Origin of the sequence: Henriciella mobilis (assembly GCF_003576315.1) — a bacterium.
Lineage (GTDB): Bacteria > Pseudomonadota > Alphaproteobacteria > Caulobacterales > Hyphomonadaceae > Henriciella > Henriciella mobilis.
Map to the genome: position 1 here is coordinate 267,057 of NZ_QWFZ01000006.1, position 21,217 is coordinate 288,273.

29 protein-coding genes are annotated in these 21,217 nt (G+C 61.2%); 24 read left to right on the forward strand and 5 right to left on the reverse strand.

Features of this window, described 5'->3' with window-relative positions; translation table 11 throughout:
- Nucleotides 1–2: 2 nt before the first annotated feature.
- The 11 genes from D1227_RS06440 to D1227_RS06485 all read left to right on the forward strand — a co-directional run bounded on the left by D1227_RS06440 (nt 3) and on the right by D1227_RS06485 (nt 7,846).
- A complete protein-coding gene (locus D1227_RS06440) occupies nt 3–377 on the forward strand; it encodes a DUF4054 domain-containing protein (RefSeq protein WP_119404266.1) in 375 nt (124 codons plus the stop codon).
- Nucleotides 377–736, forward strand: coding sequence for a hypothetical protein (locus tag D1227_RS06445; protein ID WP_119404267.1), 360 nt, complete (start codon nt 377–379; stop codon nt 734–736). Before D1227_RS06440 ends, D1227_RS06445 begins: the two co-directional genes overlap by 1 nt.
- Nucleotides 729–1,139: an HK97-gp10 family putative phage morphogenesis protein gene (locus D1227_RS06450; protein WP_119404268.1), complete on the forward strand. Its 411-nt coding sequence runs from the start codon at nt 729–731 to the stop codon at nt 1,137–1,139. The genes D1227_RS06445 and D1227_RS06450 overlap by 8 nt, the downstream gene beginning before the upstream one ends.
- A gap of 4 nt (nt 1,140–1,143) precedes the next feature.
- A complete protein-coding gene (locus tag D1227_RS06455; protein ID WP_119404269.1) occupies nt 1,144–1,440 on the forward strand; it encodes a hypothetical protein in 297 nt (98 codons plus the stop codon).
- On the forward strand, nt 1,427–1,846 hold the full coding sequence (locus D1227_RS06460; RefSeq protein ID WP_119404270.1) for a DUF3168 domain-containing protein: 420 nt from the start codon (nt 1,427–1,429) through the stop codon (nt 1,844–1,846). Before D1227_RS06455 ends, D1227_RS06460 begins: the two co-directional genes overlap by 14 nt.
- Nucleotides 1,847–1,950: 104 nt before the next feature.
- The gene (locus D1227_RS06465) at nt 1,951–2,403 is read left to right on the forward strand and encodes a phage tail tube protein (protein WP_119404271.1); all 453 of its coding nucleotides are present in this window, start codon (nt 1,951–1,953) and stop codon (nt 2,401–2,403) included.
- Entirely contained in the window at nt 2,403–2,879 is a 477-nt protein-coding gene (locus D1227_RS06470) for a gene transfer agent family protein (RefSeq protein WP_119404272.1), read from the forward strand. The genes D1227_RS06465 and D1227_RS06470 overlap by 1 nt, the downstream gene beginning before the upstream one ends.
- A 175-nt stretch (nt 2,880–3,054) precedes the next feature.
- A complete protein-coding gene (locus D1227_RS19905; RefSeq protein ID WP_158586586.1) occupies nt 3,055–3,192 on the forward strand; it encodes a hypothetical protein in 138 nt (45 codons plus the stop codon).
- Nucleotides 3,192–6,659 (forward strand): phage tail tape measure protein, encoded by a 3,468-nt coding sequence (locus tag D1227_RS06475; RefSeq protein ID WP_119404273.1) that lies wholly within the window; start codon nt 3,192–3,194, stop codon nt 6,657–6,659. Before D1227_RS19905 ends, D1227_RS06475 begins: the two co-directional genes overlap by 1 nt.
- 107 nt (nt 6,660–6,766) lie before the next feature.
- Nucleotides 6,767–7,222, forward strand: a complete 456-nt coding sequence (locus tag D1227_RS06480; protein WP_119404274.1) for a hypothetical protein — start codon at nt 6,767–6,769, stop codon at nt 7,220–7,222.
- A gap of 6 nt (nt 7,223–7,228) precedes the next feature.
- Nucleotides 7,229–7,846 (forward strand): hypothetical protein, encoded by a 618-nt coding sequence (locus tag D1227_RS06485; protein ID WP_119404275.1) that lies wholly within the window; start codon nt 7,229–7,231, stop codon nt 7,844–7,846.
- Here D1227_RS06485 and D1227_RS20030 read toward each other — a convergent pair.
- Nucleotides 7,843–7,998, reverse strand: a complete 156-nt coding sequence (locus D1227_RS20030) for a hypothetical protein (protein WP_199288312.1) — start codon at nt 7,996–7,998, stop codon at nt 7,843–7,845. The genes D1227_RS06485 and D1227_RS20030 overlap by 4 nt on opposite strands.
- 139 nt (nt 7,999–8,137) lie before the next feature.
- Here D1227_RS20030 and D1227_RS06490 point away from each other — a divergent pair, with 139 nt between their 5' ends.
- Nucleotides 8,138–8,380, forward strand: coding sequence for a hypothetical protein (locus tag D1227_RS06490; protein ID WP_119404276.1), 243 nt, complete (start codon nt 8,138–8,140; stop codon nt 8,378–8,380).
- 9 nt (nt 8,381–8,389) lie between these two features.
- Nucleotides 8,390–9,103, forward strand: a complete 714-nt coding sequence (locus tag D1227_RS06495; RefSeq protein WP_119404277.1) for a Rha family transcriptional regulator — start codon at nt 8,390–8,392, stop codon at nt 9,101–9,103.
- A gap of 59 nt (nt 9,104–9,162) precedes the next feature.
- Here D1227_RS06495 and D1227_RS19770 read toward each other — a convergent pair whose 3' ends face one another.
- Nucleotides 9,163–9,456: a hypothetical protein gene (locus D1227_RS19770; protein WP_119404925.1), complete on the reverse strand. Its 294-nt coding sequence runs from the start codon at nt 9,454–9,456 to the stop codon at nt 9,163–9,165.
- Nucleotides 9,457–9,568: 112 nt separating this feature from the next.
- Between D1227_RS19770 and D1227_RS06505 the strand changes: the two genes are divergently transcribed.
- The 9 genes from D1227_RS06505 to D1227_RS06545 all read left to right on the forward strand — a co-directional run bounded on the left by D1227_RS06505 (nt 9,569) and on the right by D1227_RS06545 (nt 17,929).
- On the forward strand, nt 9,569–10,177 hold the full coding sequence (locus D1227_RS06505) for a hypothetical protein (RefSeq protein WP_119404279.1): 609 nt from the start codon (nt 9,569–9,571) through the stop codon (nt 10,175–10,177).
- Complete coding sequence (locus D1227_RS06510) at nt 10,177–14,826, forward strand: aminomethyltransferase family protein (protein ID WP_119404280.1); 4,650 nt, start codon at nt 10,177–10,179, stop codon at nt 14,824–14,826. Before D1227_RS06505 ends, D1227_RS06510 begins: the two co-directional genes overlap by 1 nt.
- Before the next feature lie 20 nt (nt 14,827–14,846).
- The gene (locus tag D1227_RS06515; RefSeq protein ID WP_119404281.1) at nt 14,847–15,152 is read left to right on the forward strand and encodes a hypothetical protein; all 306 of its coding nucleotides are present in this window, start codon (nt 14,847–14,849) and stop codon (nt 15,150–15,152) included.
- Entirely contained in the window at nt 15,149–15,499 is a 351-nt protein-coding gene (locus D1227_RS06520) for a hypothetical protein (RefSeq protein WP_119404282.1), read from the forward strand. The genes D1227_RS06515 and D1227_RS06520 overlap by 4 nt, the downstream gene beginning before the upstream one ends.
- Nucleotides 15,500–15,501: 2 nt before the next feature.
- The gene (locus tag D1227_RS06525) at nt 15,502–16,077 is read left to right on the forward strand and encodes a M15 family metallopeptidase (RefSeq protein ID WP_233349769.1); all 576 of its coding nucleotides are present in this window, start codon (nt 15,502–15,504) and stop codon (nt 16,075–16,077) included.
- 102 nt (nt 16,078–16,179) lie between these two features.
- The gene (locus D1227_RS06530) at nt 16,180–16,707 is read left to right on the forward strand and encodes a hypothetical protein (protein ID WP_119404283.1); all 528 of its coding nucleotides are present in this window, start codon (nt 16,180–16,182) and stop codon (nt 16,705–16,707) included.
- 75 nt (nt 16,708–16,782) lie between these two features.
- On the forward strand, nt 16,783–17,097 hold the full coding sequence (locus D1227_RS06535; protein ID WP_119404284.1) for a hypothetical protein: 315 nt from the start codon (nt 16,783–16,785) through the stop codon (nt 17,095–17,097).
- Between the two features lie 98 nt (nt 17,098–17,195).
- Nucleotides 17,196–17,615 (forward strand): hypothetical protein, encoded by a 420-nt coding sequence (locus D1227_RS06540; protein WP_119404285.1) that lies wholly within the window; start codon nt 17,196–17,198, stop codon nt 17,613–17,615.
- Nucleotides 17,612–17,929, forward strand: a complete 318-nt coding sequence (locus tag D1227_RS06545) for a hypothetical protein (RefSeq protein ID WP_119404286.1) — start codon at nt 17,612–17,614, stop codon at nt 17,927–17,929. Before D1227_RS06540 ends, D1227_RS06545 begins: the two co-directional genes overlap by 4 nt.
- 57 nt (nt 17,930–17,986) lie before the next feature.
- Here the strand turns inward: D1227_RS06545 and D1227_RS06550 are convergent, their stop codons facing one another.
- On the reverse strand, nt 17,987–18,700 hold the full coding sequence (locus D1227_RS06550) for a hypothetical protein (protein ID WP_119455251.1): 714 nt from the start codon (nt 18,698–18,700) through the stop codon (nt 17,987–17,989).
- A gap of 421 nt (nt 18,701–19,121) precedes the next feature.
- Between D1227_RS06550 and D1227_RS06555 the strand changes: the two genes are divergently transcribed.
- Nucleotides 19,122–19,325 (forward strand): hypothetical protein, encoded by a 204-nt coding sequence (locus D1227_RS06555; protein ID WP_119404288.1) that lies wholly within the window; start codon nt 19,122–19,124, stop codon nt 19,323–19,325.
- Nucleotides 19,322–19,774: a GIY-YIG nuclease family protein gene (locus D1227_RS06560; RefSeq protein ID WP_119404289.1), complete on the forward strand. Its 453-nt coding sequence runs from the start codon at nt 19,322–19,324 to the stop codon at nt 19,772–19,774. Before D1227_RS06555 ends, D1227_RS06560 begins: the two co-directional genes overlap by 4 nt.
- Nucleotides 19,775–20,109: 335 nt before the next feature.
- Here D1227_RS06560 and D1227_RS06565 read toward each other — a convergent pair whose 3' ends face one another.
- A complete protein-coding gene (locus D1227_RS06565) occupies nt 20,110–20,394 on the reverse strand; it encodes a hypothetical protein (protein ID WP_119404290.1) in 285 nt (94 codons plus the stop codon).
- 263 nt (nt 20,395–20,657) lie between these two features.
- Nucleotides 20,658–21,062 (reverse strand): thermonuclease family protein, encoded by a 405-nt coding sequence (locus D1227_RS06570; RefSeq protein ID WP_119404291.1) that lies wholly within the window; start codon nt 21,060–21,062, stop codon nt 20,658–20,660.
- Nucleotides 21,063–21,217 lie beyond the last annotated feature (155 nt).

The following is a 21,217-nucleotide window of genomic DNA, read 5'->3' on the forward strand; positions in this document are numbered from 1 at the left end:
CCATGGCCTACACCGCCGCCGATGCGACCACCTTCAAGGCGCGTTTCCCGGCCTTTGACGCTGTCGATGATGCTGTCATCAATGCGGCACTGGTCCGGGCGCGCCGCGTCGTCGATGCGACATGGCTCGCTGACGATCGGCAGGAAGCCGAGAGCCTGCACGCCGCCCATGAGATGACGCTGGACGGTCTCGGCGCGACACGCGAGGCGCAGCTCCAAGGCTTCCGCCGGCTGAAGCTCGGCTCGCTGGAGCTGGAGCGCGAAAGCGGCCAGTCTGGCTCGTCCAGCACGTACAACCTCACCACCTACGGTCAGCGCTTTCTCGCGATCCTGAAGCGAAACGTGCCGGGTGTGGTCGCGCTCGGAGGCTCCAGCTGATGGCCGGTCTTCTCGGGGGCGACCTGCAGGAGGTCTTCGGCAGCGTCTTTGCGCCGCTCCTGCTGGATGCGACGATCACGAAAGTCTCACTCACCGATGACGGCAAGGGCGGCTTCGCCGAGAGCACGCAGACCGCCGCCGCAAAAGGCATGGTCGAGGCGTACAGCGCCTATACCCGCGCTCAGGCGAACATCCCATCCACCGACGTGAAGCTCATTATCCTGCAGAAGGATGTGGCGCTCACGCCAGACCTCGACAGCAAGATCACGATCCGGGGGCAGCTCTATTCGGTCCAGGCCATCGAGGAAGACCCGGCACAGGCCGCGTGGACCATTCAGGGCAGGCCGATCAATGGCTAAGTTCAAGGGCGTCGGCCGTCATCGGCGCCGATTGCAGAGGCTCAAGGGCCGGGAGCTCGTCAACGAGTTGGGAAAGCGTGTCTTCGTCGCCGCCGATCAGGTGCGGGCGGAGGCGCACGTCCTCATTGCCCGGGGCTCGGTCCAAGGCGCGGGGCACGTCCCCTCCAAGCCGGGCGAGCCTCCGAACCTCGATACGGGGCTGCTTACCTCCAAAACCACAGCGCGCCGGACGGCGCCGCTCAAGGCGGTGGCGGAGTCTGCAGCGCCTTATTCTGTCGCCCTGGAATACGGGACATCGAAGATGGCGGAGCGCCCCTTCATGCGCCCGGCGTCTCGCAAGGTTCAGGCGCAATACACGGTCAATATCAGCGCAGGCGTCAATTCAATTATCAGGAAAGGATAGCCCGATGCCATGGGTGACTTTTAACCAGGACTTCAACTGGCGCTCCTCGAAGCGCGGCATGCGGCAGTTCCGCAAGGGCCAGAAGGTCAATGTGCCTTTGGCCTGCGCCGAGGCGGCAGAAGCGGCCGGAAAGGGCAAGCGCTCCTCCAAGGAGGCCGATGCCGCAGATGATACGACCTCGCAAACCGAGACACCCGACGTCGTCCTCACCGAGACCCAGGAGATCGATGAAGACGAGACACCGAAGAGACAATCGCTGATCGGCAAGCTGACAGGAACGGCAGACCGTGAACCCGGCTGATCATTCTCTCCAGCTGAGGCAGGCGGTGGTTGCGCACCTGCGCAGCGTTCCCGCCGTCACGGCTATCGTTGCCGCCAACCGGATTTATGGTCGGCGTGTGCCGGACAATCCGACATGGCCATTCATTCGCTATGGCGTCCCCGACACGCGGCCCTATGAGGCGACCGGGCAGGGCGGCAGCGACAGCGCCATCACGGTTCACGCTTTCGCGCGCGGTCCCGACGAAGGTGCATGCGCAACCCTTGCGGCCGCGATCGTCGAAGCCCTCTCTGCCGACCAGCTGCCGCTTGAGAGCGGTCTCGGCCTCGTCTCCCTCGACTGGCAGCGCACGCAGGTCCTCGAGGATGGCGACGAGAGCACGGACTATCACGCAATCATCGAATTTTCGGTGGTCACCACCGGATAGAAGACCCCGCCCGGCCCAGGCGGAGGAATCAACGACATGGGGTGTGGGCAGCCCCGTGATGCACCGCTGTGAAGCGGCGCGGCCCAATAGAAGGATGCCCATCTATGGCACAAGCAAAGACCATGACGTTCGGCAAGGCGATGATCATGCTGGGCGACGGAGCCTCGTCTGAGGCATTCGCTGCTCCGTGCGGCTTCACCGAGCTGACCATGACGGTGAATATCGAGAGCAACACCACCAACATTCCAGACTGCTCGGACCCGGATTTCCCGTCCTGGCTGGTCTCGGATGTCGTTTCCAAGCAGATGACGCTCTCCGGTTCCGGCGTGCTCGACACGGACGCCCTGCAGACCTGGCAGGACTGGTGGTTCGGCGATACGGCCGAGAAGAATGTCCGCTGGTTCCGCGACCTCAGCTCGGCTGAAGGTGGCGGCTATTTCGAGGCGCCGGCGATCATCACCTCCTATGAGGAAACCGGCTCTCGCGGCCAGCGCTGGAACGTCAGCGTCGGCATCGCTCTCAACGGCAAGCCGACCTTCGTGCCGGGCAACGCCTGATGCCCGGACCGTATCGAAGCTGCGAAGTCACGCTGGAGTTCGCAGACGCAGACTATCTCTTCCGGCTCCCGCTCAAACGTATCGCGGAGCTGGAAGAGAAATGCGGCGCCCCCATCGGTACGATCTGGAAGCGTGTCTGCCTCACTGGCGACTACAAGGCGAACGACCTCATCGAGACCGTCAGGCTCGGTCTCATCGGCGGCGGCATGGATGCCCAGGATGCCCGCAAGCTGATCGAGCGTTACTGCGATCAGTGGCCGCTCCAGGAGTGGCACAAGCATGCCCTCGCGATCCTCGGCGCCTGTGTCGAGGGCTATGAGGTCGCCGAGAAGAAGCCGGAGGCGGGCGCGCCAAAAAAGCAGAAGGCGGCGGGGACGGATACTTCCCCCTCGCCGCCTGCTACGCGGTCGGCCTCGAAAAAGGCATCCCGCCGAAAGACATCGACGACCTCACGCTCTGGCAGTGGCAAGGCATGATCGCCGAGCACAACAAGCTCATGAAAAGCGACAAGGCCGAGCCCCCATCTGATGAGGAGTTCGATGCCATGAAAGACCGCATCCGGGCCATGAACCTGCCCGATGTGAGGGTCTGACCACCTCCATAACAGCCGTCCTCCGGGGCGGCTTTTTCTTTTCCTGAAGGATGCCCCGCATGGCCGTCAGAGCGGAAGTCATACTGCGCGAGCTTGAGCAGAGAATTGCTCCGTATCAGGAGGCGCTCAAGCATGCCGAAAAGCGGTTCGACCAGAAGATGCGCGAGAAGCGGCAGTCGAAGAAGGGCGGTGAATAATGGCCGTCCGTGCAGATTCGGTCATCGTCGAACTTGAAGCTCGTGTCGCCGAGTACGAGCGCAAGATCGCGGGCGCAGACCGCAAGTTCGACAAGCACATGGATTCCATGCGTCGGCAGGCCGGTCTGACTGAGCGCCGGAATGTCCAGGCATTCAACAACATCAGTACATCGGCGAATAATATGGGTCGCACGCTCGCGGGCGCTGCTTCCGCCTTGGCGCTTGCCGCTGGCGCGGCCGCCGGTATTCGTGTGCTTGCGGGCTTCTCGCAGGCCATGTCGACGGTTCAGGCGGTCACTCAGGCCACGGAAGCGCAGATCGCATCCCTGACGGACAGGGCGCGCGAGCTTGGCGCCACAACCCGCTTCAGCGCAACGCAGGCCGCAGAGGGCATGCTCTTCCTCGCTCGTGCGGGCTTCGACACCGAACAGGTGCTTGGCTCGATCGAGGGTACGCTACAGCTCGCCCAGGCCGGTAATCTTGATCTCGGCCGGGCTGCGGATATCGCGTCGAACGTTTTGCAGGGCTTCCGCCTGGAAGTGTCCGAAACCGCGCGTGTCGTCGATGTGCTGGCCAAGGCTGCGAACTCATCGAACACCGACGTGAACCAGCTCGGCGAGGCCATGAAGTACGTCTCGCCGGTGGCGGCGGGCCTGAATGTGGGCATCGAGGACACGGCAGCTGCGGTCTCGGCGCTATCGGACGCAGGCATTCAGGCGGAAATGGCCGGCACGGGCCTCCGCCGCGTCATGATCGGTCTCGAGAAACAGTCGAGCCAGGGCGAGAAGGTGCTCGCGAAGTACGGCCTCAAGATGGAAGACATCGCGCTTTCATCGACGGGATCGCTTGCAGACAGTCTCAACCGCCTTTCCGATGCTGGGATCGCCACGGCTGACGCCATGACGCTGTTCGGCCTTCGTGGCGGTCCAGCCTTTGAAGTGCTGCAGTCGTCAATCCCGAAGGTGCGTGAGCTGTCCAAAGCCTACGACGAGGCAGGCGGTACGGCAGAGCGCGTTTCCAAGATCATGGACGACAACCTCAATGGCGCGCTGCTTCAGACTCGGTCTCGTTTGGAAGAACTAGTTCTGGCGCTTGGTGAAGCCGGAGCGGAAGACGGTCTTATCATCGCGCTGGAAAACCTGCAAAAGCTCCTCATCGTCGCCGCGGAGAACGCAGACATTCTTGGCGTCGCGATCATCGCGCTGTCTGTGCGGGCGCTGCTGCCGCTTGCCGCCAAGGCATTGCCCGCAGCGGCTGGCGGGATCGCAGCGCTAAACGCGCAGCTCACCGTGGCAAACGCCATCGCAGGTACAAGCGTCACCCGTCTTGGCGCAGTCAGCGCCGTGGCTGGCCGGCTGGGTCTCCTGATGGGCGGGCCGCTGACGCTCGCCATCGCGGCAGCGGCGACAGCCTTTGTCGTACTCGGCAGGGATGCCCGCGCGGGAGAGCGTGCCATCGAGGAGGCAAGGGCCTCCATCGAAAGCATGAACGCTGCTTTGGAGAACACGTCAGAGTTTGACGCTTTCAATGAGGTGCGGAACGGCGCCGACGGTTCCATCCCAGCGCTTAACCGTATGCGTGATGCGGTGCGTGAGATCAGCGAAGCCTTAAACGAGGTAACGTCAGCAACCATCGTCCAGCAATTCTCTCTCGTAACGGGCGAGATTGCGAAGGCCGAAGCCAAACTGGAAGACCTTCGCGACAAGCAGGCCGACGCCGAAAAAATCCAGCGCATCCAGCGCGGCTCCGTTTACAAGGAAACGGGATTCGAAGACAGCATCCTGGAAGTTGAGCAGAAGCTTGCTGTTCTGCGCGGACAGGCTTCCGGCATACTGGAGGGTGCCTTTGGTGAAGGCGGCGTCAATATTGGCGAGGCCTTGGCCGATGGCGGTGTCGAGGGACTGAGGAAGGCGCTCGACAGACGATCGACAGAGCTTCGCAATGTCGGCCTCATCGAGGCAGAGCTAGAGCAGATCGATAAGCTGAAGGACTCGCTTGAGCAGGCGCGCGCTGCCGGAACGGACGCTGCGGTCGAGCGCTTTCAGCAGCAGATCGAAATTGCCGAAGAAACCATCCGACTTCTCGAAGCCGGTCTGGATGAAGTCACAGCCCGCGACCTGGCGCGCGAAACGGTGCAGGGCGAACGCACGTCCGGTGGCCCGACATCGACCGCCGACATCGACGCCGCCAAGGACGCCTTAAAGGAACTCGAAGACGCTTTCAAAACGACCTATCAGATCGAGCGCGACGAGGCCAAAGCCGCCTATGACGAGCAAATCAAGGCGATAGAAACGCTCGGCCTGAAAGGCGAGGAAGCCACTTTGAAGCGTGGCCATGCGCTCGAAGCATACCTTGCAGAGGTCAACCGCATCAATGACGCGGAAGAGAAGGCCGATAAGGATAAGCTTGATCGCGAACTCGACATCATCGACCAGATCGCCGCTGCGCGAGACCGCCTTGCCGGGCGCGGCTTCGCGCTGATCGAACGAGAATATGACCGCCGGGCCAAGGCCATTGAAGACGAGATCGAGCATGAGGGCCGCAGGAACGAAGCGCTTGCCGCGCTGGCGGAAGAACGCGCGCTGGCCGAAGAGGAATATCGCAAAAAGGTCATGGGCGAGGGCGAGTATTCGTCTGACCCGGCCGATCAGATCGAAGCGCAGAGAGATACCGAAATAAAAGACCTGAAGGAGCTTCTGGAAAAAAAGCAAATTCTTGAGGAGGAGTATGAGCTTCGCCGGCAGGAGATCATCGCTGAAAGCGAAGAGAAGATCGCCGAAATTCGGGCTCAATCCGCCATCCAGCAACTTGAGGCCGGTCAGCAGCTGTTTGACGGGCTTGCCGGGCTCGCCAAGACATTCGCGGGCGAGCAGTCCGGCATCTACAAGGCGCTCTTCGCCGTCGAGAAGGCGTTTGCGATCGCGTCTTCCATTGTCCAGATCCAGAGCGGCGTGGCAAAGGCGCTGAGCCTGCCCTTCCCGTCAAACCTTGCGGCGGCCGCGACGGTGGCAGCGCAGGGCGCCCAGGTCGTTTCCACGATCCAGGGCGTTGCCGCCAATTTCGGCGGCGGGCGCGAGCGCGGTGGTCCGGTTCGCCCCGACGAGTTCTACGAAGTCAACGAGAAGGGAAAGCCGGAGCTGCTGGAGCGCGGCGGCAAATACTACCTGATGTCTGGCGGATACGGGCAGGTCCAGCCAGCGGTGACCGCGCCGAACATGGAAGCCCAGCTCGCCCGCATCAGCCAGCCTGTAAATCCGACCTACGTCTCAGGTGGCGGACAGCGGGTGAGCGTGACGGGAAGTCCGGTCAACTTCTACGGCCCTGTCAATCAGGACACGTTGCCGGACATGATGCGCGAACTGGAGGCGCGTGACCGTCGAATGCTTGAAAACGTTCGCCGCGAAATCAGCCGGGAAAAGAAACGGTCTACGCCGCGCCACCAAAGGGAGAGGTTCCTTAACGGGTAAATCTGCCTTACGTTGCCTTCTCCCAAGCACAGGAGGACAACAGTTTGAGGGGATTCACAGCATTGGCGGCAGCGCTCGCATTGGCAGCCTGCGGGACCACGACCGGAATGGCGGCCAAGACCACGTATAGTGGATTTGACGACTCTGCCGTCGTTCACATCAATCCGCATGGCAACGCCTGCACGCAGTTCATCTGTACGGGTTTCGGCGGACAATGGCAGGAGGCCAAGCCCGACATGTTTCTGCTCAGGGCGGCAGTCTTCAATGAGACAACGGCCATCCTCGGCGCTTCGTTCAATATCGACGGTGAGGTGGTCGAACTGGAACCTGCTGGCGGATTCACCGACTTTGAGCGCGTGCTCGATACCGTCGAAGGCTCTGAAAAGGACTTTGTTGCTCCGATCAGCTTGATTGACCGTATACTTACGGCGGATCGGGTTTGGATGCGCGTCACGACCAGCGATGGAAATCTCGAAGATGCCGTCATCGACGGTGGCAAGGACAGCAAAGCGTATCACGCCCTGAGACGATTTTCGGCTGAAATATCTGCTGCAGGCGGCTGAGGTGGCATGCTTGGGATATTCAAAAAAAAGCGAGTGCGAGGTGACATCGCGCTGCTTGGGCTTGAGCACTGGTGGTTTGAGACATTCACCGAAGAGGATCGCCAATGGATGGCGGACACCTACGCCCCGATGGGGGCAACGGCGCGACCGCTAATCGAAGGCAGGCCGTACACGCCCCGGCCGCATCCGTTTGTATACCTTTCGAATGCAGCAGTTTGGTTCAACAAAGAAGGCTATCGCCACTGCGCTTATGCGTTCATCGACAAAGCCTACGAGTCGCCGGTCGATGATGTGAATGTGCTCGACCTGCACTTTGCATACATGAACCACTGCCAGGTATTTTATCGCTGGCGGGATGAGGACGAAGCCGCTCTCTCAAGGGCTATCGCAGCTTGCGAGCGTAGTATCGAGATTAATGAGCGGGCTGCGCAAGAATGGAAACAGCAATATGGCGATCCGGTACCCGCCCACCACTGCTTCAAGCAACTCGCCATCATCGAAGAGAAACGGGGCGATTTCGACCGGGCGATTGATCTGTGTGAGGCGGCAATCAGCAGCGGCTGGAATGGAGATTGGCAAAAACGCGTTGAGCGGCTGAACAAAAAGAAGCACCGACCCCGCTAATCCTTCGGCAGATAGCCCTTATCCTTCAGCCAGTCCGTAAGGATCAGCTCGACTAGCGAGGCGACCGAACGCCTTTCATCCTGGGCCGCTGCCTCTGCAGCGGCCTTTGTTGCATCTGGAACGCGAACGGATATTGCAGAGGTTTTTGCCATTGAATTACTTTGTGTGCAGTTGACATTCAAAACGAAGAAGGCAATATGCACTCAGTTGCACACAAATGCAACAGCGGCCCCCCACGGTGTTACCGCACCGAAGAGGGCCTAACCACTCAAGTCTGTCTTGGAGACTCTCATGGCTACAATTGCCCTAGCACATCCCAAGGACGTAAATCACCTGAAGGATGAAGTTCACGAAGCCGCAAGCATGATCGACGGGTTCATCACCCTGGCCGAGGCCATGCAGGATGAGCTTTGGCAGGTGCTTCAGATGCGCGGCCTGTCCGGGCACTGCAACACCTTCAACGAGGCGCTCACTGTCGCGCTCATCTCTATGCGTTCGCAGGTGAAGACCCTGCAACAGCAGTCAGACGCATAGGAGGCGAGCATGGAACTGGTTCATATCATCGACGGCGAACCCAAGGCCGACAGCCTCACGGTGGCTGACGTTTTCGGCAAAGATCACGGCAAAGTGCTTCGGGACATCAAGGCTCTTGAGTGTTCCGATGAATTTAGAGAAGCCAATTTTGGCTTTTCTACATATCGCCCCGAGAACGGGAAGCGAGACTATCCCTTGTGCCAGATGACGCGGGACGGCTTCACCTTCCTCGTCATGGGCTTCACGGGCGCGAAGGCGGCGGAGTGGAAAGAGAAGTATATCGCGGCCTTCAATGAAATGGAGGCCCGCCTTCGTGGGCAGCAACCGGACCTCAACAATCCGGCCCAACTTCGCGGCCTGCTTCTCGACTATTCCGAGCGGGTGCTTTCGCTGGAAGCCGACCTCTCCGAGGCCCGGCCCAAAGTGGAAGCGCTTGAGCGGATCGCCCTTGCGGACAAGTCCATGTGCATCACAGACGCAGCGAAAACGCTGCAGATGCGCCCGAAAGACCTGTTTGCATGGCTTCAGCGGCACAAGTGGGTCTACCGCCGTGCCGGTGTCGCCCACTGGATCGGCTATCAGGACAAGATCCAGCAGGGTCTGCTGGAACACAAGGTGACGGAGATCACCCGTTCAGATGGCCGCGCCGACATACACGAGCAGGTGAGGGTGACGCCGAAAGGTCTCGCCCGCCTCGCCGAAAAGGTGAAGGAAGCCGCTTAGAGCTTCCCGTCCTTATCCATCAGCCCCGCTCCGGCGGGGCTTTTCATATCAGGAGATCACTATGATTTGCCTCGAAATTTCGTGTTCGGATCGCGGGGGTCGTCTGGAAATTTCACATCGTAATCCAGATGAAATGCCATCAGGGCGCACATCAGAAAATTGGCATTATCCAGATCCATCGTCAGGTTCTGAAGAGCGCCTTTGTGTTCGTATTGAATCTGGACGCCTACGGGCTTCCCATCGCCGAGTGCTACTCGGAAGCCGTTTATATGATCGGCGTGCTGATTGTGCATTGCCTTGCGGTCGTTCACATCAACGATGAACCGTCCGTAGATGCCTTGTTTCTCTGACATGAGCTCCCCTCCTGATTGAGGGCCGCATCCTCCCGGCCCGCGCCGGAGAGTCAACCAGTCCCGAATAGAGCCTCGCGAAAGCGGGGCTTTTTCTTTGCCCGAAAGGTCTCCCATGAGCGCAGGCGAGCAGGCGCCCTGTCTCGGCATTATCGAGGCGGTATGGCAGCGCAATGAAGTCCAGACCGAGACTGTCTCCAACTCAGGCGAGGCGGACACGATCGAGATTGGGGAACCGTTCTGGTCGATCGATGTGAAGGTCAACATCAAGGACCGGGCGCACTTCGAGACATGGGACAGCTTTCTCGCGCGCCGGCGTCTGCACGATCTCACCTTCACCATGTGGCGGACGTTCAAGCCGCGCCCGCGCGACACGTCGATCACATCCGATGCTGGTCTCGGCGTCTCCTCCATCAGCGTGGCCAACAGCACGATCACGCTGTCGGGCTATGGCGCGGGCAAGAAAGCCCATCCGGGCGACATGATCTCCTACATCACCGCAGGCGGCGGCTACTGGATCGGGCAGGCGACCGCTGAGGCGACGGCTGATGGGTCGGGTGTCATCACCATCCCGGTCTGGCCTCGCCCTGTGACGGCGCACGCAACGCCTGCGGTTCGCCGCATCCAGGCGCTGGGCGAGTTCCGCCTGTCTGACAAGCCGCGTATCCGTGAAGGCCACAAGAACTGGTCGATCGATTTTGAAGCCCGGCAGGTGCTGCGCTGATGGCCCGGATTTCGCGCTGGTTCCTCGACATCACGCTGGACGCAGAGACGCTGCACTGGTGGTCGGGTACCGGGACCATCACCTTCGAGAGCAACACCTATACCGGGCTAGGCGACCGCTGGACGCCGCCGGACAGCCTGAAGCGCAAATCCTCGCTCAAATCCGAGAAGATCGATCTGGAGTTCGACAGCTCCCGGCAGAGCGACAATTCCGACCCCATCGGCGGGCTTCTCGATGAGAAGTGGCGCAACCGGGCGATCAGGCTTCGCAGACTGGCATGGGACGCAGGCGACGGGCCGGATGATGGTGACGTGCTCGAAGACGAGCGCGGCCGCATCCGCAATCTCTCCGACACGCTGCAGGCTGGAAGCCCGGCAATTGTCTCCATGGAGATCGAGAGCGGGGCGCTGGCCTATCTCGAACGGCGCATGGAGACCCGGTCTCCCGCCGGTCAGCAGCGCGTGTTCGCGGGCGACAAGGGCTTCGACCTCATTGCGAAGCTCGAAGGCAAGACGCTTGCCTGGCGCACGAAGCACAAGAAGGCCGGCACAGTTCAGTATGAGCTGCAGGAAGAGTATGAACCCGCGCCGCGCGAACTCGTGCTCGGCCGCTTCGCGAAGACAGGCAGCTTCGTCGCTGCATGGACGCATCAGCAGCAGAACAAGTCTCTCACGCGCATCTACGCGATTGCCGACCACCGCATCAACAAGCTCGACAAGGTCTGGATCAATGGCGACCTCCTGATCGACGGTGCGCTCTCGCATGGTGTGCGCACCGAGATCACGGCTCTGCGCTCCGGTGGCCCGCGCGCGTGGATCACCTTCTATGATGGCCGCCCGGACCAGACCGCCGACAGCTTCCTTCAGTCCGTCGAACCGACATGGACGAGTGCGCACAGGCTTCGCGGTGTTGCCTATGTGATCATTGATCACCGCTGGGACAGCGACCTCGCCAACGCCTACGACTACCGCTTCGGCGGCGAGGGCGCGCGGCTCTATGACCGGCGGCTCGACACCACCGCTGGCGGCTCCGGCTCGCAGCGCTGGGATGATCCTTCGACATGGACCTACACCACGAACGCGATGGTTGCCGCAGACCACTACCGTTCCGGCATCCGTATCATGTCCGGTTCGTCAGCCATGTGGTTCGGCGTGGGAGAGGCCGTCGACGCGGTGCCTTATGCGGAATTTGCAGCGCTGGCTGACCACAGCGACGAGAACGTCGCTCTCAAGGCTGGCGGCACGCAGAAGCGCTACGAGGTCAACGGCGTCCTCTCGGCCGCCGACGATCATGCCAAGAACCTCGAGAAGATCGCGCGCCAGATGGCGGCAAGGGCCATCGACCAGGGCGGGCGCATCGCCTTCCGGCCCCCGATCGAGCGCACGCCTGTTATCACGCTCACCGATGGTGACCTGAAGCGCGGGACAGAAAGCGTTGCCGACCCGGGCGGGCTGATCGATGACATGGTCAACACGCTCTCGGGCCGGTTCATCAATCCCGATAACGACTACAAGAAGGACGATTACCCGGAAGTCTCGATCAGCTCTTATGTCGATGACGACAATGGCGAGATCAGCGACACGCTCGACCTCGACCTCGAAATCAGCGGGGAGCGGTCTCAGCGGATTGCCAAGCTGAAGATCGAGGACAGCCGCCGCATCTTCCAGCTGACCGAGACCTACACCGTGAAGGCGCGCGTCATCGAGCCGGGTGAATGGTTCGTGCGTGAGAGCGCGATCCGCGGCTTTCCATCCGGCAAGACCTTTGTTGCCGATGAAGTCACCCGCTTCCTCGATGGCAGCATCGAAGTTGTCGCAACAGAAATCGATCCGGCCCAGCTGGTCTGGGATGAGGGGACGGCGGTCGACCTGTCGGCCCCGCCGAGTTTCGATCCGCTCACCCTGCCGGACATTGATCCGCCGAGCGTCACGGCGACAGCGGTCGAGCTGGGGAGCGGTGGAAACCTGACACCGGGAATCCAGCTTGCTGTCACGCTGCCGGCCGATCTCGACGACATCATCGCTGACCGCACCGAAATGGAGTACGGCTTCTCGGACGGGGCCAGTTCTCCGGGCATCTCGGGGGAGTCCTTTGTCCTCGACTTCGACCCGCGCCGCTCGACACTGGTCTACGCGGGATTCCAGCCCTCGCGGGACTATGTCTTCCGCTTTCGCGGCGTGGAGAACCGTGGCGATGACGGCAAGCGCTATGGGGAGTGGTCCGACTTCCAGGAAGTGACCACCACCGCGAACGCGACCGCAACCAGCTCAGGTAGTGCGGCCGCTGTCCCTTGGTCCGGCGTCACGAATGATGGCGGCAAGCCTGACGATAATGCCGATGTGACGGGCGACAACACGGCGGCGGCAATTGCTGGGCAGGGCAGCGGCGCAACCGCGAACTCCCTTGAAGACCTGAATGCTAGCGATGCTGCTGCTGTGGTTGCTTCATATGCCTTTAGGCCGAGCGCGCGAACCTGGTCCGCATCGTCCTTTAGTATTCCGGGTGGCGCTGTTGACGCGAGCATAGGGCCGAGTGGCGGCGCAGTCAGCACCGGCAACACCGGAACGGCAGGCCCTAAGGCTGATTTTCCTGTCGCTGGCAAGGTTTATCGAGTGCGTGCGGCCATTATGGCAACAGCGTCAGATGGCACATGGAATCCGCATATTATTGCATGGAATTTCGATGAGGCGGGCGACAAATACCCGAGTGACGTGAGTCACTTCAGCGTCGTTCAGTTTGCCGAAGAGACGTCAACCGGCGAAATTGTTGAAGTTGAATGGCTTTTCAAAGATAGCACCGTTTCAATAGATGAAACGGCGACCTCATTAAGAGCGGGGGCGTCTCGCGTTCGTTTTACGGCTGGCATTAGAAATGGCGGCGTTTCGGCGTCGGCAGAGACTTTGTGGCTTACTGTTGAAGAGGTTTCAATATTCGAGTCCTTGCGACCCGCAGAGGCGGGCGCAGATGTAACTTCAGGCAACACCGCAGCCGCGATAGCTGGCCAAGGGGCCTTTGCGACGAAAGATAGCGTTGCTTACGGCTCCGGCTATCTGACGGGCTTCGGTTCACTTGCCGCGCTCGCCTTCACGACACTCGGCTCGAATGTCCGCCTTGAAGACGGCAGCACAAGCGCGACGGATGCGCTCTTGCGCACGTCGCTAGGAACAGCGGCGGCGTTTATCGGCCAAGGTGCGCTGGCCACGCTGAGTAGTCTTGCGTACGGCGATGCAGAACTTACAGGGTTTGGCTCCATCGCCGCGCTTTCACAGATAGCGCTTGGCTCGGCTTACCTGAAGCGCGAAGACGGCACGACCAGCCTTACGGATAGTCTTGTCGTTACCTCGCTTGGCACGGCTGCTGCGATTGATGGGCAGGGTTCGGGCGCGACGGCTGACACTCTCGCTGACTTGAATGCAGACGATGCTGCGGCGGTAATCGGCAGCCTGACGTCCGGCCCGACCGCGCGCACCTGGACGAAAAGCACAGTCGGAGCGCTCGACTCCCTGCCAGATGCCCCGATCAACGCATCGGGTGCGCTATCGGCCAATGGCAATAACAGTGAAGGCGGCCCGAAAGCCGATTTCCCGGTCAGCGGGAAGGTCTACCGCGTGCGCGCAGGCGTCCGGTCCCTGACGAACGAAGGGAGCTGGAATCCGCAGATCATTGCGCGCAGTTATGATGAAGACGGCGTGGCGCTTTCGCCGAATTTCACTGTTTACCTTGGCGGTGCGGAGACAGGCTCCGGGACCGACATTGTCGAGGTTGAATGCTACTACGCAGAGTCCACGACCGGGTTGCCAGCGAATAGTGCCGCGCTCCCGGCGGGTGCTGCAAGGGTCCGTTTCAGCGGCGGCATCCGGAACGCTGGCGCAAGCGCAACCGGCGAAGTTGTCTGGGTCCAAATCGACGAGGTGTCGCTCTTCGAAAGCCTGAGACCCGCCGAAGCGGGTGCCGATGTCACCAGCGGGAACACAGCCGCAGCAATCTCCGGCCAAGGCGCGCTCGCAACCCTGTCCAGCCTCGCCTATGGCGACTCGGAACTCACCGGCTTCAACGTCCTCGCCACACTCACCCAGATCAGTCTCGAAAGCGCCTACATCAAGCGCGCCGACGGCACGACGACGCTCACCGAAAGCCTTGTCATCACGACGCTGGGCGTGGCGGCCTCGATCACTGGGCAGGGCAACCAGGCCACGGCAAGCAATGGGCGAGGCAATACAGCCGCCCGCCCGGCCAGCACGGGAAGCTGGGCAGGCTACGCGAACACCGAAACGAACACTGTGCAGTGGGACGTGCCGGGATCCGGCTGGGTAGATGTCGCGTCTCTGCCGGCCGACAACAACTTCGCTGCCAGTTATGTCGATAGCAGCCTCACCGGATCGCGCAGCGGCGCCGGCACGGTGGTGGCGAGTACGAACATCAACATTTCCGGCGGCGCTGGATCCTATGAAGCGCGCACCGAGCTCTATCCCGACTCCCTGACACCGAAGACCGCCATCACAAGCTCGGTAACATCAGACAGCACTGTGCAGCTGACCGCCACGTTCACTGGTGGTGGCCAGACCGAGACCGGGCGCTTCGAAACCACCATCACGGACGGTGATGGCCGAGTCCGCCTCCTGCGCGGCTCCTACAGCTTCTCCTCCTAACAAACCCGAAAGGAAACCCGATGAAAACGCCTGCCCTTATCCTGGCGGCGGCGCTCACCTGTGCGTGCGCGTCCGCCGATATCCGCGACCGTGAGACTGTAAGCCAGTCCGTGATCGTTCCGGAGGTCTACAACGCCGAGACGGCACAGAAGGCCTACGACACGCTGCGCATCGCTGCCGAGCGCGCCTGCGAGCATACCGACCACGCCTACACCTACCGTCACCGCAAGGCGGACACCAAGCGCTGTGTGGCCGAGGCCATCGAAAGCGGCGTGGAAAGCGTGAATGACCCCCGCCTCACCGCCATCCACGAGGCCGCACAATGACATATCCGCAGACAATTCAGGCGGTCACCGACAAGCTGAACGCAGTCGCCTATGCGGCCAGCTCATCGCTGTCGACCGAAACGCAGCAGGCGCTCATTGCGGCGGCGGCTCATCCGTCCGTGGTAGAGCGCTGCCACAAGGCCATCGCGGCGCTGCATCCGGTCTTTGATGCAGATGGCGCCAGCATGGATCAAAGCGCCCGCGAACTGCTTGCAGGATCAATCCGGCTTTGCAATGAAAATGCATGGGCAGCACGCGGCGGGATCGATTACCCGGGAACGCTGGCAGCGGTGATTGCGACCCTGCCAGCCGCTGACCCGGTCGAAGAAGATACACCGGCAGAATAGCCATGCGCCTCTTAGCCCCCATCCTGTTTCCGCTCGCCGCCTTCGGGCGGCTTTTTTCTGCCCGGAAACCAGAACAGGACCAGCCCCAAATGTCAGGCTTCAAACTCGGATCGCGTTCGCGCTCTGAGCTTACCGGTGTGCACCCGGAGCTCGTCAAATGCGTTGAGAAAGCTATTGCGGTAACGACACAGGACTTCAGTGTCCATGATGGAATCCGGTCTCCCGCAGAACAGCGTGAGATGGTCGCGCGCGGTGCTTCAAAGACGTTGAACTCGAAGCACCTGACCCAGCCGGACGGCTACGGCCATGCCGTGGACCTCGTGCCGTATGTCAACGGCAAGCTGCGCTGGGAGTGGCCGCTTATTCACCCGGTCGCCGCCGCCATGGCCTACGCGGCGCACTCTCTGGGCGTGCGCATTCGCTGGGGCGGGGACTGGCTTTGGCTGGTCGACGAAGGCGAAGACCTCCCGCCGACTGCTGCCGAGTTGGAAGCTCGCGTCAACGCCTATGTCGATCATCGCCGCTCGCTTGGACGGTCTGCATTTATCGACGGCCCCCACTTCGAGATTCATCCCTGACCCACCCCGAATGCCCGGCCCTGCATCGGCCGGTCTGCCGACCCCGTCCGCCATCAGGCAGGCGGGCTTTTTTGTGACTGAAACCCCGAAAGGAAACTCCCCATGTCACCTATCAAATATGCGATGCTGTTTGGCATCCTCGTGCTCGGCCTCGCGTCCTGCGTCGCCTGTACACAGCTCAACGATGTACGCTCGAAAGTCGGCCTGCCGCCGGTCGCCGACATCTCGGCGGCGTGCGAGACCCTGCCAACCGAGACGGCGGAAGCCTCGGAAATCGCCCGCACGGGCAACCGCGTGGCCTGTGAGGCCTTTGCAGGCCTGCTCGGCTATGAAGTGGCCCAGCAAAGCGTGATCAGCCTGCAGGAAGCCGCTGACGGCTCTGGCGACGAGGCCCTTATCAAGGCCGCGATCAAGGCCGGCGAGATCGAGGCGAAGGCCGCGCCGGTCGCCCAGGCCCTCAACCGGGCGATCGATGCCTTTGTTTACCTGCACGGTGAGGTCGTCCGCTACGAGGCTGAAGGTGTGCCGCCACCCCAGACGCTGCTGATCGAAGCGGCGGCTGCCTATGGCACGCTCACCGACAAATGGGCGGCCGCGAAGCCGATCTTCGACCAGCTCGGCGAGATCTAGCCCCGAAGGTCTGGCGGCTGCGCGCCGCCAACGCCAACCCACCAAAAAAACCTCCTATCCTGAAAGGATATTCCCATGGCTATCAATCTTTCCGCCTGGCTGACGATGATCGATCGCGCGGTTACTGTCGCTCGAATCTTCGAGGGCCAGAACAAGGTGATCGACACCGCCCTCGAAATCGTCGAGAGCGCCACCCGCTACACGCGGCTTGGGCTCCAGCTCGACGAGGACATGGCCGCCGCCGTCCAGGAAGCGGCCGATCTCCTGCAGCAGATCATCGACGAGAAGGGCCAGGTCGACGCGGCCGCGCTGGATGCGCAGCTCGAGCGGCTGAAGGCCAACTCTGCGGAGATCTCGGTCAACACCGAAAAGCTCAAAGCCCAGCTTTGACGCCCGCCGACGCCTGATAGGCAGGCGTCAGGGAGCAGCCGGGCAGGGGCATGGGGGCTGTCTGCCCGGCTGCGTTTCTCTCCAAGCGGAGGTGAAAAATGATCGCGATGGTCCACGACCTTACGCAGTTCATCATCATAGTCGTCTACCTTTTCGTCGCCCTCAGCGGGCTCGACGCCCTGTCGGCGCTGCATGCCCGTGCGCCGTTCCGCGCTGTAAAAGCGGCGAGGATCCTCGGCGGCTACCTTCTCGCGCTGCTCTGTCTGCGCCGGTATGAATGGCCAGCTGACAATGGCGTCAAACATGTCTGGTTCTTTGCTGCCGTGGTCTCGACCATGGGCGGCATCGCCATGGCGACTCTCAACATCGAATACCTGATTGCCCGTTCCGGCGACCGGCTGGGGACACTGACCTCGCTTCGCTGGCTGGCAGCCCACTTCGCCGCCGGCATGGCGGTCATCGGTTTCCACGCGGCCCTCAGATCAGGCGCAATCAACAAGCCGGAGCCTCAAGAATGAAACACCTGCTACAGCAGCTGGGCGAAATGTTCTTCCTCGCCTGCGCCGCGGTCGGGGCCGGGTACCTGGTCCTGAGCGAATGGCAGAGAAAGCCGCGCCTGGCCTTTTCGGGTGTGCTGTTTGCGCCAGCGGTCGGCTGGGCTCTTCTGCGGGTGAGCTGGTTTCCGGCCGATCTCGTGCCCGTCGCTGTCCTGCTGGCCGCCATCACCGCGCCGACAACCTTGCTCTGGCTGCATGGAAAGACGTTGCGCGAAGCGCTGGAGGACGTTCTCAACGCGGCAAAGCGCCGGAAGAGAGACGGCGAAGACCAGTAAGGCCACCGACATTTCAGGCATGAAAAAGCCCCCGGCCTTGCGGCTGGGGGCTCTTTTTTATGCGCGAGACCTCGCTTTGACCTTGGCCCACGCTTTCTGATCCCGTTCGTCCATCACCTTCGGTTTGAAGACATGGACGTTCTTGCCTTGGGGCACAGGGACGCGCTGGGGCGATTCCTGCGGTTCGGGGCGGTGTGTGCGTCCCAGTCCGCCAAAAAGCATCAGCAGGGCGAACTGAGCGGCCGCGAAGGCCGACATGACCTGCCAGAGTTCGAAGCGGGTCGTTTCCGATGCTTCGAGTTCGGTCTTCAGCAGGGTGATATTCTCGCCAAGCTTTTCCTGCGTGTCCAGGTAGGTGTCCTTGTTTCGGATCTCCCCCGTCGCGCTCGGATTGGGCAGGGAGACCAGCTTGTCCAGCATCGCGTCGTAGCGAGCCTGGGCCTCTGTCGCCCCATTCGTCAGCCGATCCAGCTCTTGCAGCCCGTAGGCGTTCTGGACGCAATCGAGCCCCATGAAGATGAAGGCCCCGACGAACATCGCAGCATTGCGCTTGATGCCCGCAGCGATCGCTCCGAAAGCGCCGGCGAAGGACACGGCGACGGAAAGCCCAATCAGGCCCCAGCGTACCGCATCCGGCTGATCGGCCAGCCTCACATGCCAGTAAAGGCCGGAGACGAAGGCAAATCCCGCGGTGACCGCAAGCAGGACGGCACCTGCTATCAGGATCAGTGTTGCGCCGGCCACCCCGGCGCTGGTAGGTTGTTTCGTCATTCGAAACTCCATTGAATGTCAAAGAGCCGAGAGGGATGCGACCCCTCTCACCTCAAAACCCGGCCCGCTAGAAAGCGGGTCCGGGCGAGGCGGTTAGCGGCGCTTGATTCCTGCGAGACCACCGGCAACGGTGAGAACGACGAGGATAGCGCCGAAGAGAAGTGTTCCAGTCATTTCAGGTCCTTCGGTTTGGCCGGTCACCCGGCACCCCGAAACCCCACCGCCATGACGCGAAGTGGGGCCGGGACTTACTTTTTCTTCTCCTCGAAAAGCGCCTCGAAAAACGCGGTCCCGATTGTGAAGGCGACCAGGGAAATCATGATGGTCGTTGCTGTCATCAGAGTGTCCTTTCCTGTTCTGATAGGGTTAATGTAGTGCATACGTAGTGCATGGTCAATGGGGTATTGCAAAAAAGTTTGCAATGCACTACATATTTTTCATGAGCACCGATTATGTCCCCCGTTCGTTTAGGTTCACGCCTGAAGAGGCCGAACTCCTGGATCAACTGAAGGAAGAGTATGGCAGTTACAAAGCCGCTCTGATGGCCGGGCTCCGCTCGCTCAAAGGGGAGAGACAGCCAGTCACAAAAGCCGATGTTATGGCGTGGGTGGAGCAGCAAAAATGAACAGCTACCTCTACATCATGGAAGCACCTGATGCGATCAAGATTGGCTATTCGCACTCGCCAGTTGATCGCCGTGCCTCTGTTGCGACTCAATGGAAGGTGCCGCTCAACCTCAAAAGGACCTATCGATTAGGGGACGATCCGGCATCTGCAGAGGCGGCGGTGCATGCAAAGCTCGCAGGCTTCCGGCGAAACGCCGAATGGTTCGAGTTGAGTGTCGAAGACGCCCATGAGACGATCTCTCGGATGGGTTTTGAGGAGTGCGACCCGCCGAAATCAAAAGCGTCGGTATTCCGGTTTTCCGATGATGAGTTGCGCCTCCTGGAGCGGCACGCGCAGACCTATGGGAGCCTGAAGGGGGCACTCATGGCGGGGCTACATGCTCTCGACGCCGAGCGGCCACCGGTCACAAAGGCCGACGTCCTTGCATGGGTAGAGGAGCACGGGTGACCTCTCAGCTCGCCGGCGCGTTGGCTGCGGCAGTGGTCTTCCTGGTCTGGCTGGTCCTGACGATCCACCGGCGGCCGCGCCGCTAGTCGTTGGCCCAGCCGCCAACCGATGGGGCGGGAGGCTGAACCTTGCGCGTTTTAGAGTCCAAGTGACGCTGAACCGCCTTCTCCACGATCTCCGCAAGCTCGGATGCCGCTCGATCGCCGATGGTTGGATTCCGGTCCCGAAGGCCGGCCCGCACGCGCTTTGGTGCGGACCGGATTGCAACATAAATAGTGGTGCGCAAGTCGCTCATGGCGTGTGTAAACACCAAGAACAAAACATGCACAACCGTCTTATTGGTTCCAGTTCCTCTGGATCCGCTGCTCGGTGAAGTCGTTGACGTTGAACCAGTAGGCAACGTTCGTCGCAGCATCGACGACGTAGAGGCTGTCATTCTGGTCCATCACGCTCCAGATAGCTTCTCCGACTTCTTTTGGCGTGTACGGGCTTTTGAGGTACCAGAATGAATAGTGGACCTTGGCGGGAACGCCGAGCCTCTCCAGCACCTTTTTGATAGCGTCGTATTTCTGCCCTGGTGAGTACAGGTCGTAGGAAATGTGAAGGTTGTGCTCTGCCATTTTTTCCTCTCATGGCGCAGACCGAGAGGACTTGACCGGCTTGGCGGCTTTCACCAGTCTGGTGGAGGCGCTAGTCGCCAAGCCCCCTCGGGGATTGATACAAGAGCCCGTACTGATCGCCTTCCAACGCAAATCGGTGCGGGCTCACCCCTCAAGCTTTCCGAATTTGTTCTTCTCGGCAAGAGGGATGGTTCGGAGTGTTGCGCGCGCAACGTTGCAGTTGCATTAACAAATGGTTTACGCCCCGCGGCGCGGAAGGCACATCATCGCCCACTGCACCACGCCGGCTTCGGATCACCGCCATCATAGTCCCAGCGCCTCAGGACGCCGCGTCCGACCATCTCGTCGCCGACGTTTCGGCCATCGACAAAGAGATCCACGACAAGGCGTCCGTATCGGTCCTCGCCATACTCCTTGCCGAAATAGGCAAACTTGCCGCGCGTGAACTCGACGACCTCTTCCTTCGCCTCGTAGCCCAGCTCTCGCTCATGCTCGCATTCGGCTCCGCCATAGGCACCGACACCGCCCGTTTCTGGCGCGTCGACCCCGTGAAGCCGGAAGTCCTGACCGTTGAGCCGCCCGCTGTCACCGTCCGACCAGTAGAGGGACGAAGTCGACTCCGGAGCGCAGGCGGCGAGAAGAAGCAGGGCGGGAAGTAGCTTTTTCATGGCCGGGATATGGGCACAAATTTTTCCGTCAAACAATAGGATGTTCTGCAAGTGTTCTCGGCTTTTGAGGCTGTGGAGTGACGGAAAAAATCGGAATGAACTGCAGCATCTTCAACAGTGTGCGCATGATCCGCCGATAGGTTACGAAAACCTTT

Excerpts from the sequence above, each read along its gene's own strand:
- D1227_RS06520 (WP_119404282.1), top strand. The coding sequence starts at position 15,149 with ATGACATATCCGCAGACAATTCAGGCGGTCACCGACAAGCTGAACGCA.
- D1227_RS06440 (WP_119404266.1), top strand. The coding sequence starts at position 3 with ATGGCCTACACCGCCGCCGATGCGACCACCTTCAAGGCGCGTTTCCCG.
- D1227_RS06535 (WP_119404284.1), top strand. The coding sequence starts at position 16,783 with ATGGCTATCAATCTTTCCGCCTGGCTGACGATGATCGATCGCGCGGTT.
- D1227_RS06550 (WP_119455251.1), bottom strand. The coding sequence starts at position 18,700 with ATGACGAAACAACCTACCAGCGCCGGGGTGGCCGGCGCAACACTGATC.
- D1227_RS06510 (WP_119404280.1), top strand. The coding sequence starts at position 10,177 with ATGGCCCGGATTTCGCGCTGGTTCCTCGACATCACGCTGGACGCAGAG.
- D1227_RS06470 (WP_119404272.1), top strand. The coding sequence starts at position 2,403 with ATGCCCGGACCGTATCGAAGCTGCGAAGTCACGCTGGAGTTCGCAGAC.
- D1227_RS06570 (WP_119404291.1), bottom strand. The coding sequence starts at position 21,062 with ATGAAAAAGCTACTTCCCGCCCTGCTTCTTCTCGCCGCCTGCGCTCCG.
- D1227_RS06565 (WP_119404290.1), bottom strand. The coding sequence starts at position 20,394 with ATGGCAGAGCACAACCTTCACATTTCCTACGACCTGTACTCACCAGGG.
- D1227_RS06455 (WP_119404269.1), top strand. The coding sequence starts at position 1,144 with ATGCCATGGGTGACTTTTAACCAGGACTTCAACTGGCGCTCCTCGAAG.
- D1227_RS06490 (WP_119404276.1), top strand. The coding sequence starts at position 8,138 with ATGGCTACAATTGCCCTAGCACATCCCAAGGACGTAAATCACCTGAAG.
- D1227_RS06505 (WP_119404279.1), top strand. The coding sequence starts at position 9,569 with ATGAGCGCAGGCGAGCAGGCGCCCTGTCTCGGCATTATCGAGGCGGTA.
- D1227_RS06495 (WP_119404277.1), top strand. The coding sequence starts at position 8,390 with ATGGAACTGGTTCATATCATCGACGGCGAACCCAAGGCCGACAGCCTC.
- D1227_RS20030 (WP_199288312.1), bottom strand. The coding sequence starts at position 7,998 with ATGGCAAAAACCTCTGCAATATCCGTTCGCGTTCCAGATGCAACAAAG.
- D1227_RS06545 (WP_119404286.1), top strand. The coding sequence starts at position 17,612 with ATGAAACACCTGCTACAGCAGCTGGGCGAAATGTTCTTCCTCGCCTGC.
- D1227_RS06530 (WP_119404283.1), top strand. The coding sequence starts at position 16,180 with ATGTCACCTATCAAATATGCGATGCTGTTTGGCATCCTCGTGCTCGGC.
- D1227_RS06450 (WP_119404268.1), top strand. The coding sequence starts at position 729 with ATGGCTAAGTTCAAGGGCGTCGGCCGTCATCGGCGCCGATTGCAGAGG.
- D1227_RS06465 (WP_119404271.1), top strand. The coding sequence starts at position 1,951 with ATGGCACAAGCAAAGACCATGACGTTCGGCAAGGCGATGATCATGCTG.
- D1227_RS19905 (WP_158586586.1), top strand. The coding sequence starts at position 3,055 with ATGGCCGTCAGAGCGGAAGTCATACTGCGCGAGCTTGAGCAGAGAATT.
- D1227_RS19770 (WP_119404925.1), bottom strand. The coding sequence starts at position 9,456 with ATGTCAGAGAAACAAGGCATCTACGGACGGTTCATCGTTGATGTGAAC.
- D1227_RS06525 (WP_233349769.1), top strand. The coding sequence starts at position 15,502 with ATGCGCCTCTTAGCCCCCATCCTGTTTCCGCTCGCCGCCTTCGGGCGG.
- D1227_RS06475 (WP_119404273.1), top strand. The coding sequence starts at position 3,192 with ATGGCCGTCCGTGCAGATTCGGTCATCGTCGAACTTGAAGCTCGTGTC.
- D1227_RS06540 (WP_119404285.1), top strand. The coding sequence starts at position 17,196 with ATGATCGCGATGGTCCACGACCTTACGCAGTTCATCATCATAGTCGTC.
- D1227_RS06515 (WP_119404281.1), top strand. The coding sequence starts at position 14,847 with ATGAAAACGCCTGCCCTTATCCTGGCGGCGGCGCTCACCTGTGCGTGC.
- D1227_RS06485 (WP_119404275.1), top strand. The coding sequence starts at position 7,229 with ATGCTTGGGATATTCAAAAAAAAGCGAGTGCGAGGTGACATCGCGCTG.
- D1227_RS06560 (WP_119404289.1), top strand. The coding sequence starts at position 19,322 with ATGAACAGCTACCTCTACATCATGGAAGCACCTGATGCGATCAAGATT.
- D1227_RS06480 (WP_119404274.1), top strand. The coding sequence starts at position 6,767 with ATGGCGGCCAAGACCACGTATAGTGGATTTGACGACTCTGCCGTCGTT.
- D1227_RS06445 (WP_119404267.1), top strand. The coding sequence starts at position 377 with ATGGCCGGTCTTCTCGGGGGCGACCTGCAGGAGGTCTTCGGCAGCGTC.
- D1227_RS06555 (WP_119404288.1), top strand. The coding sequence starts at position 19,122 with ATGCACTACATATTTTTCATGAGCACCGATTATGTCCCCCGTTCGTTT.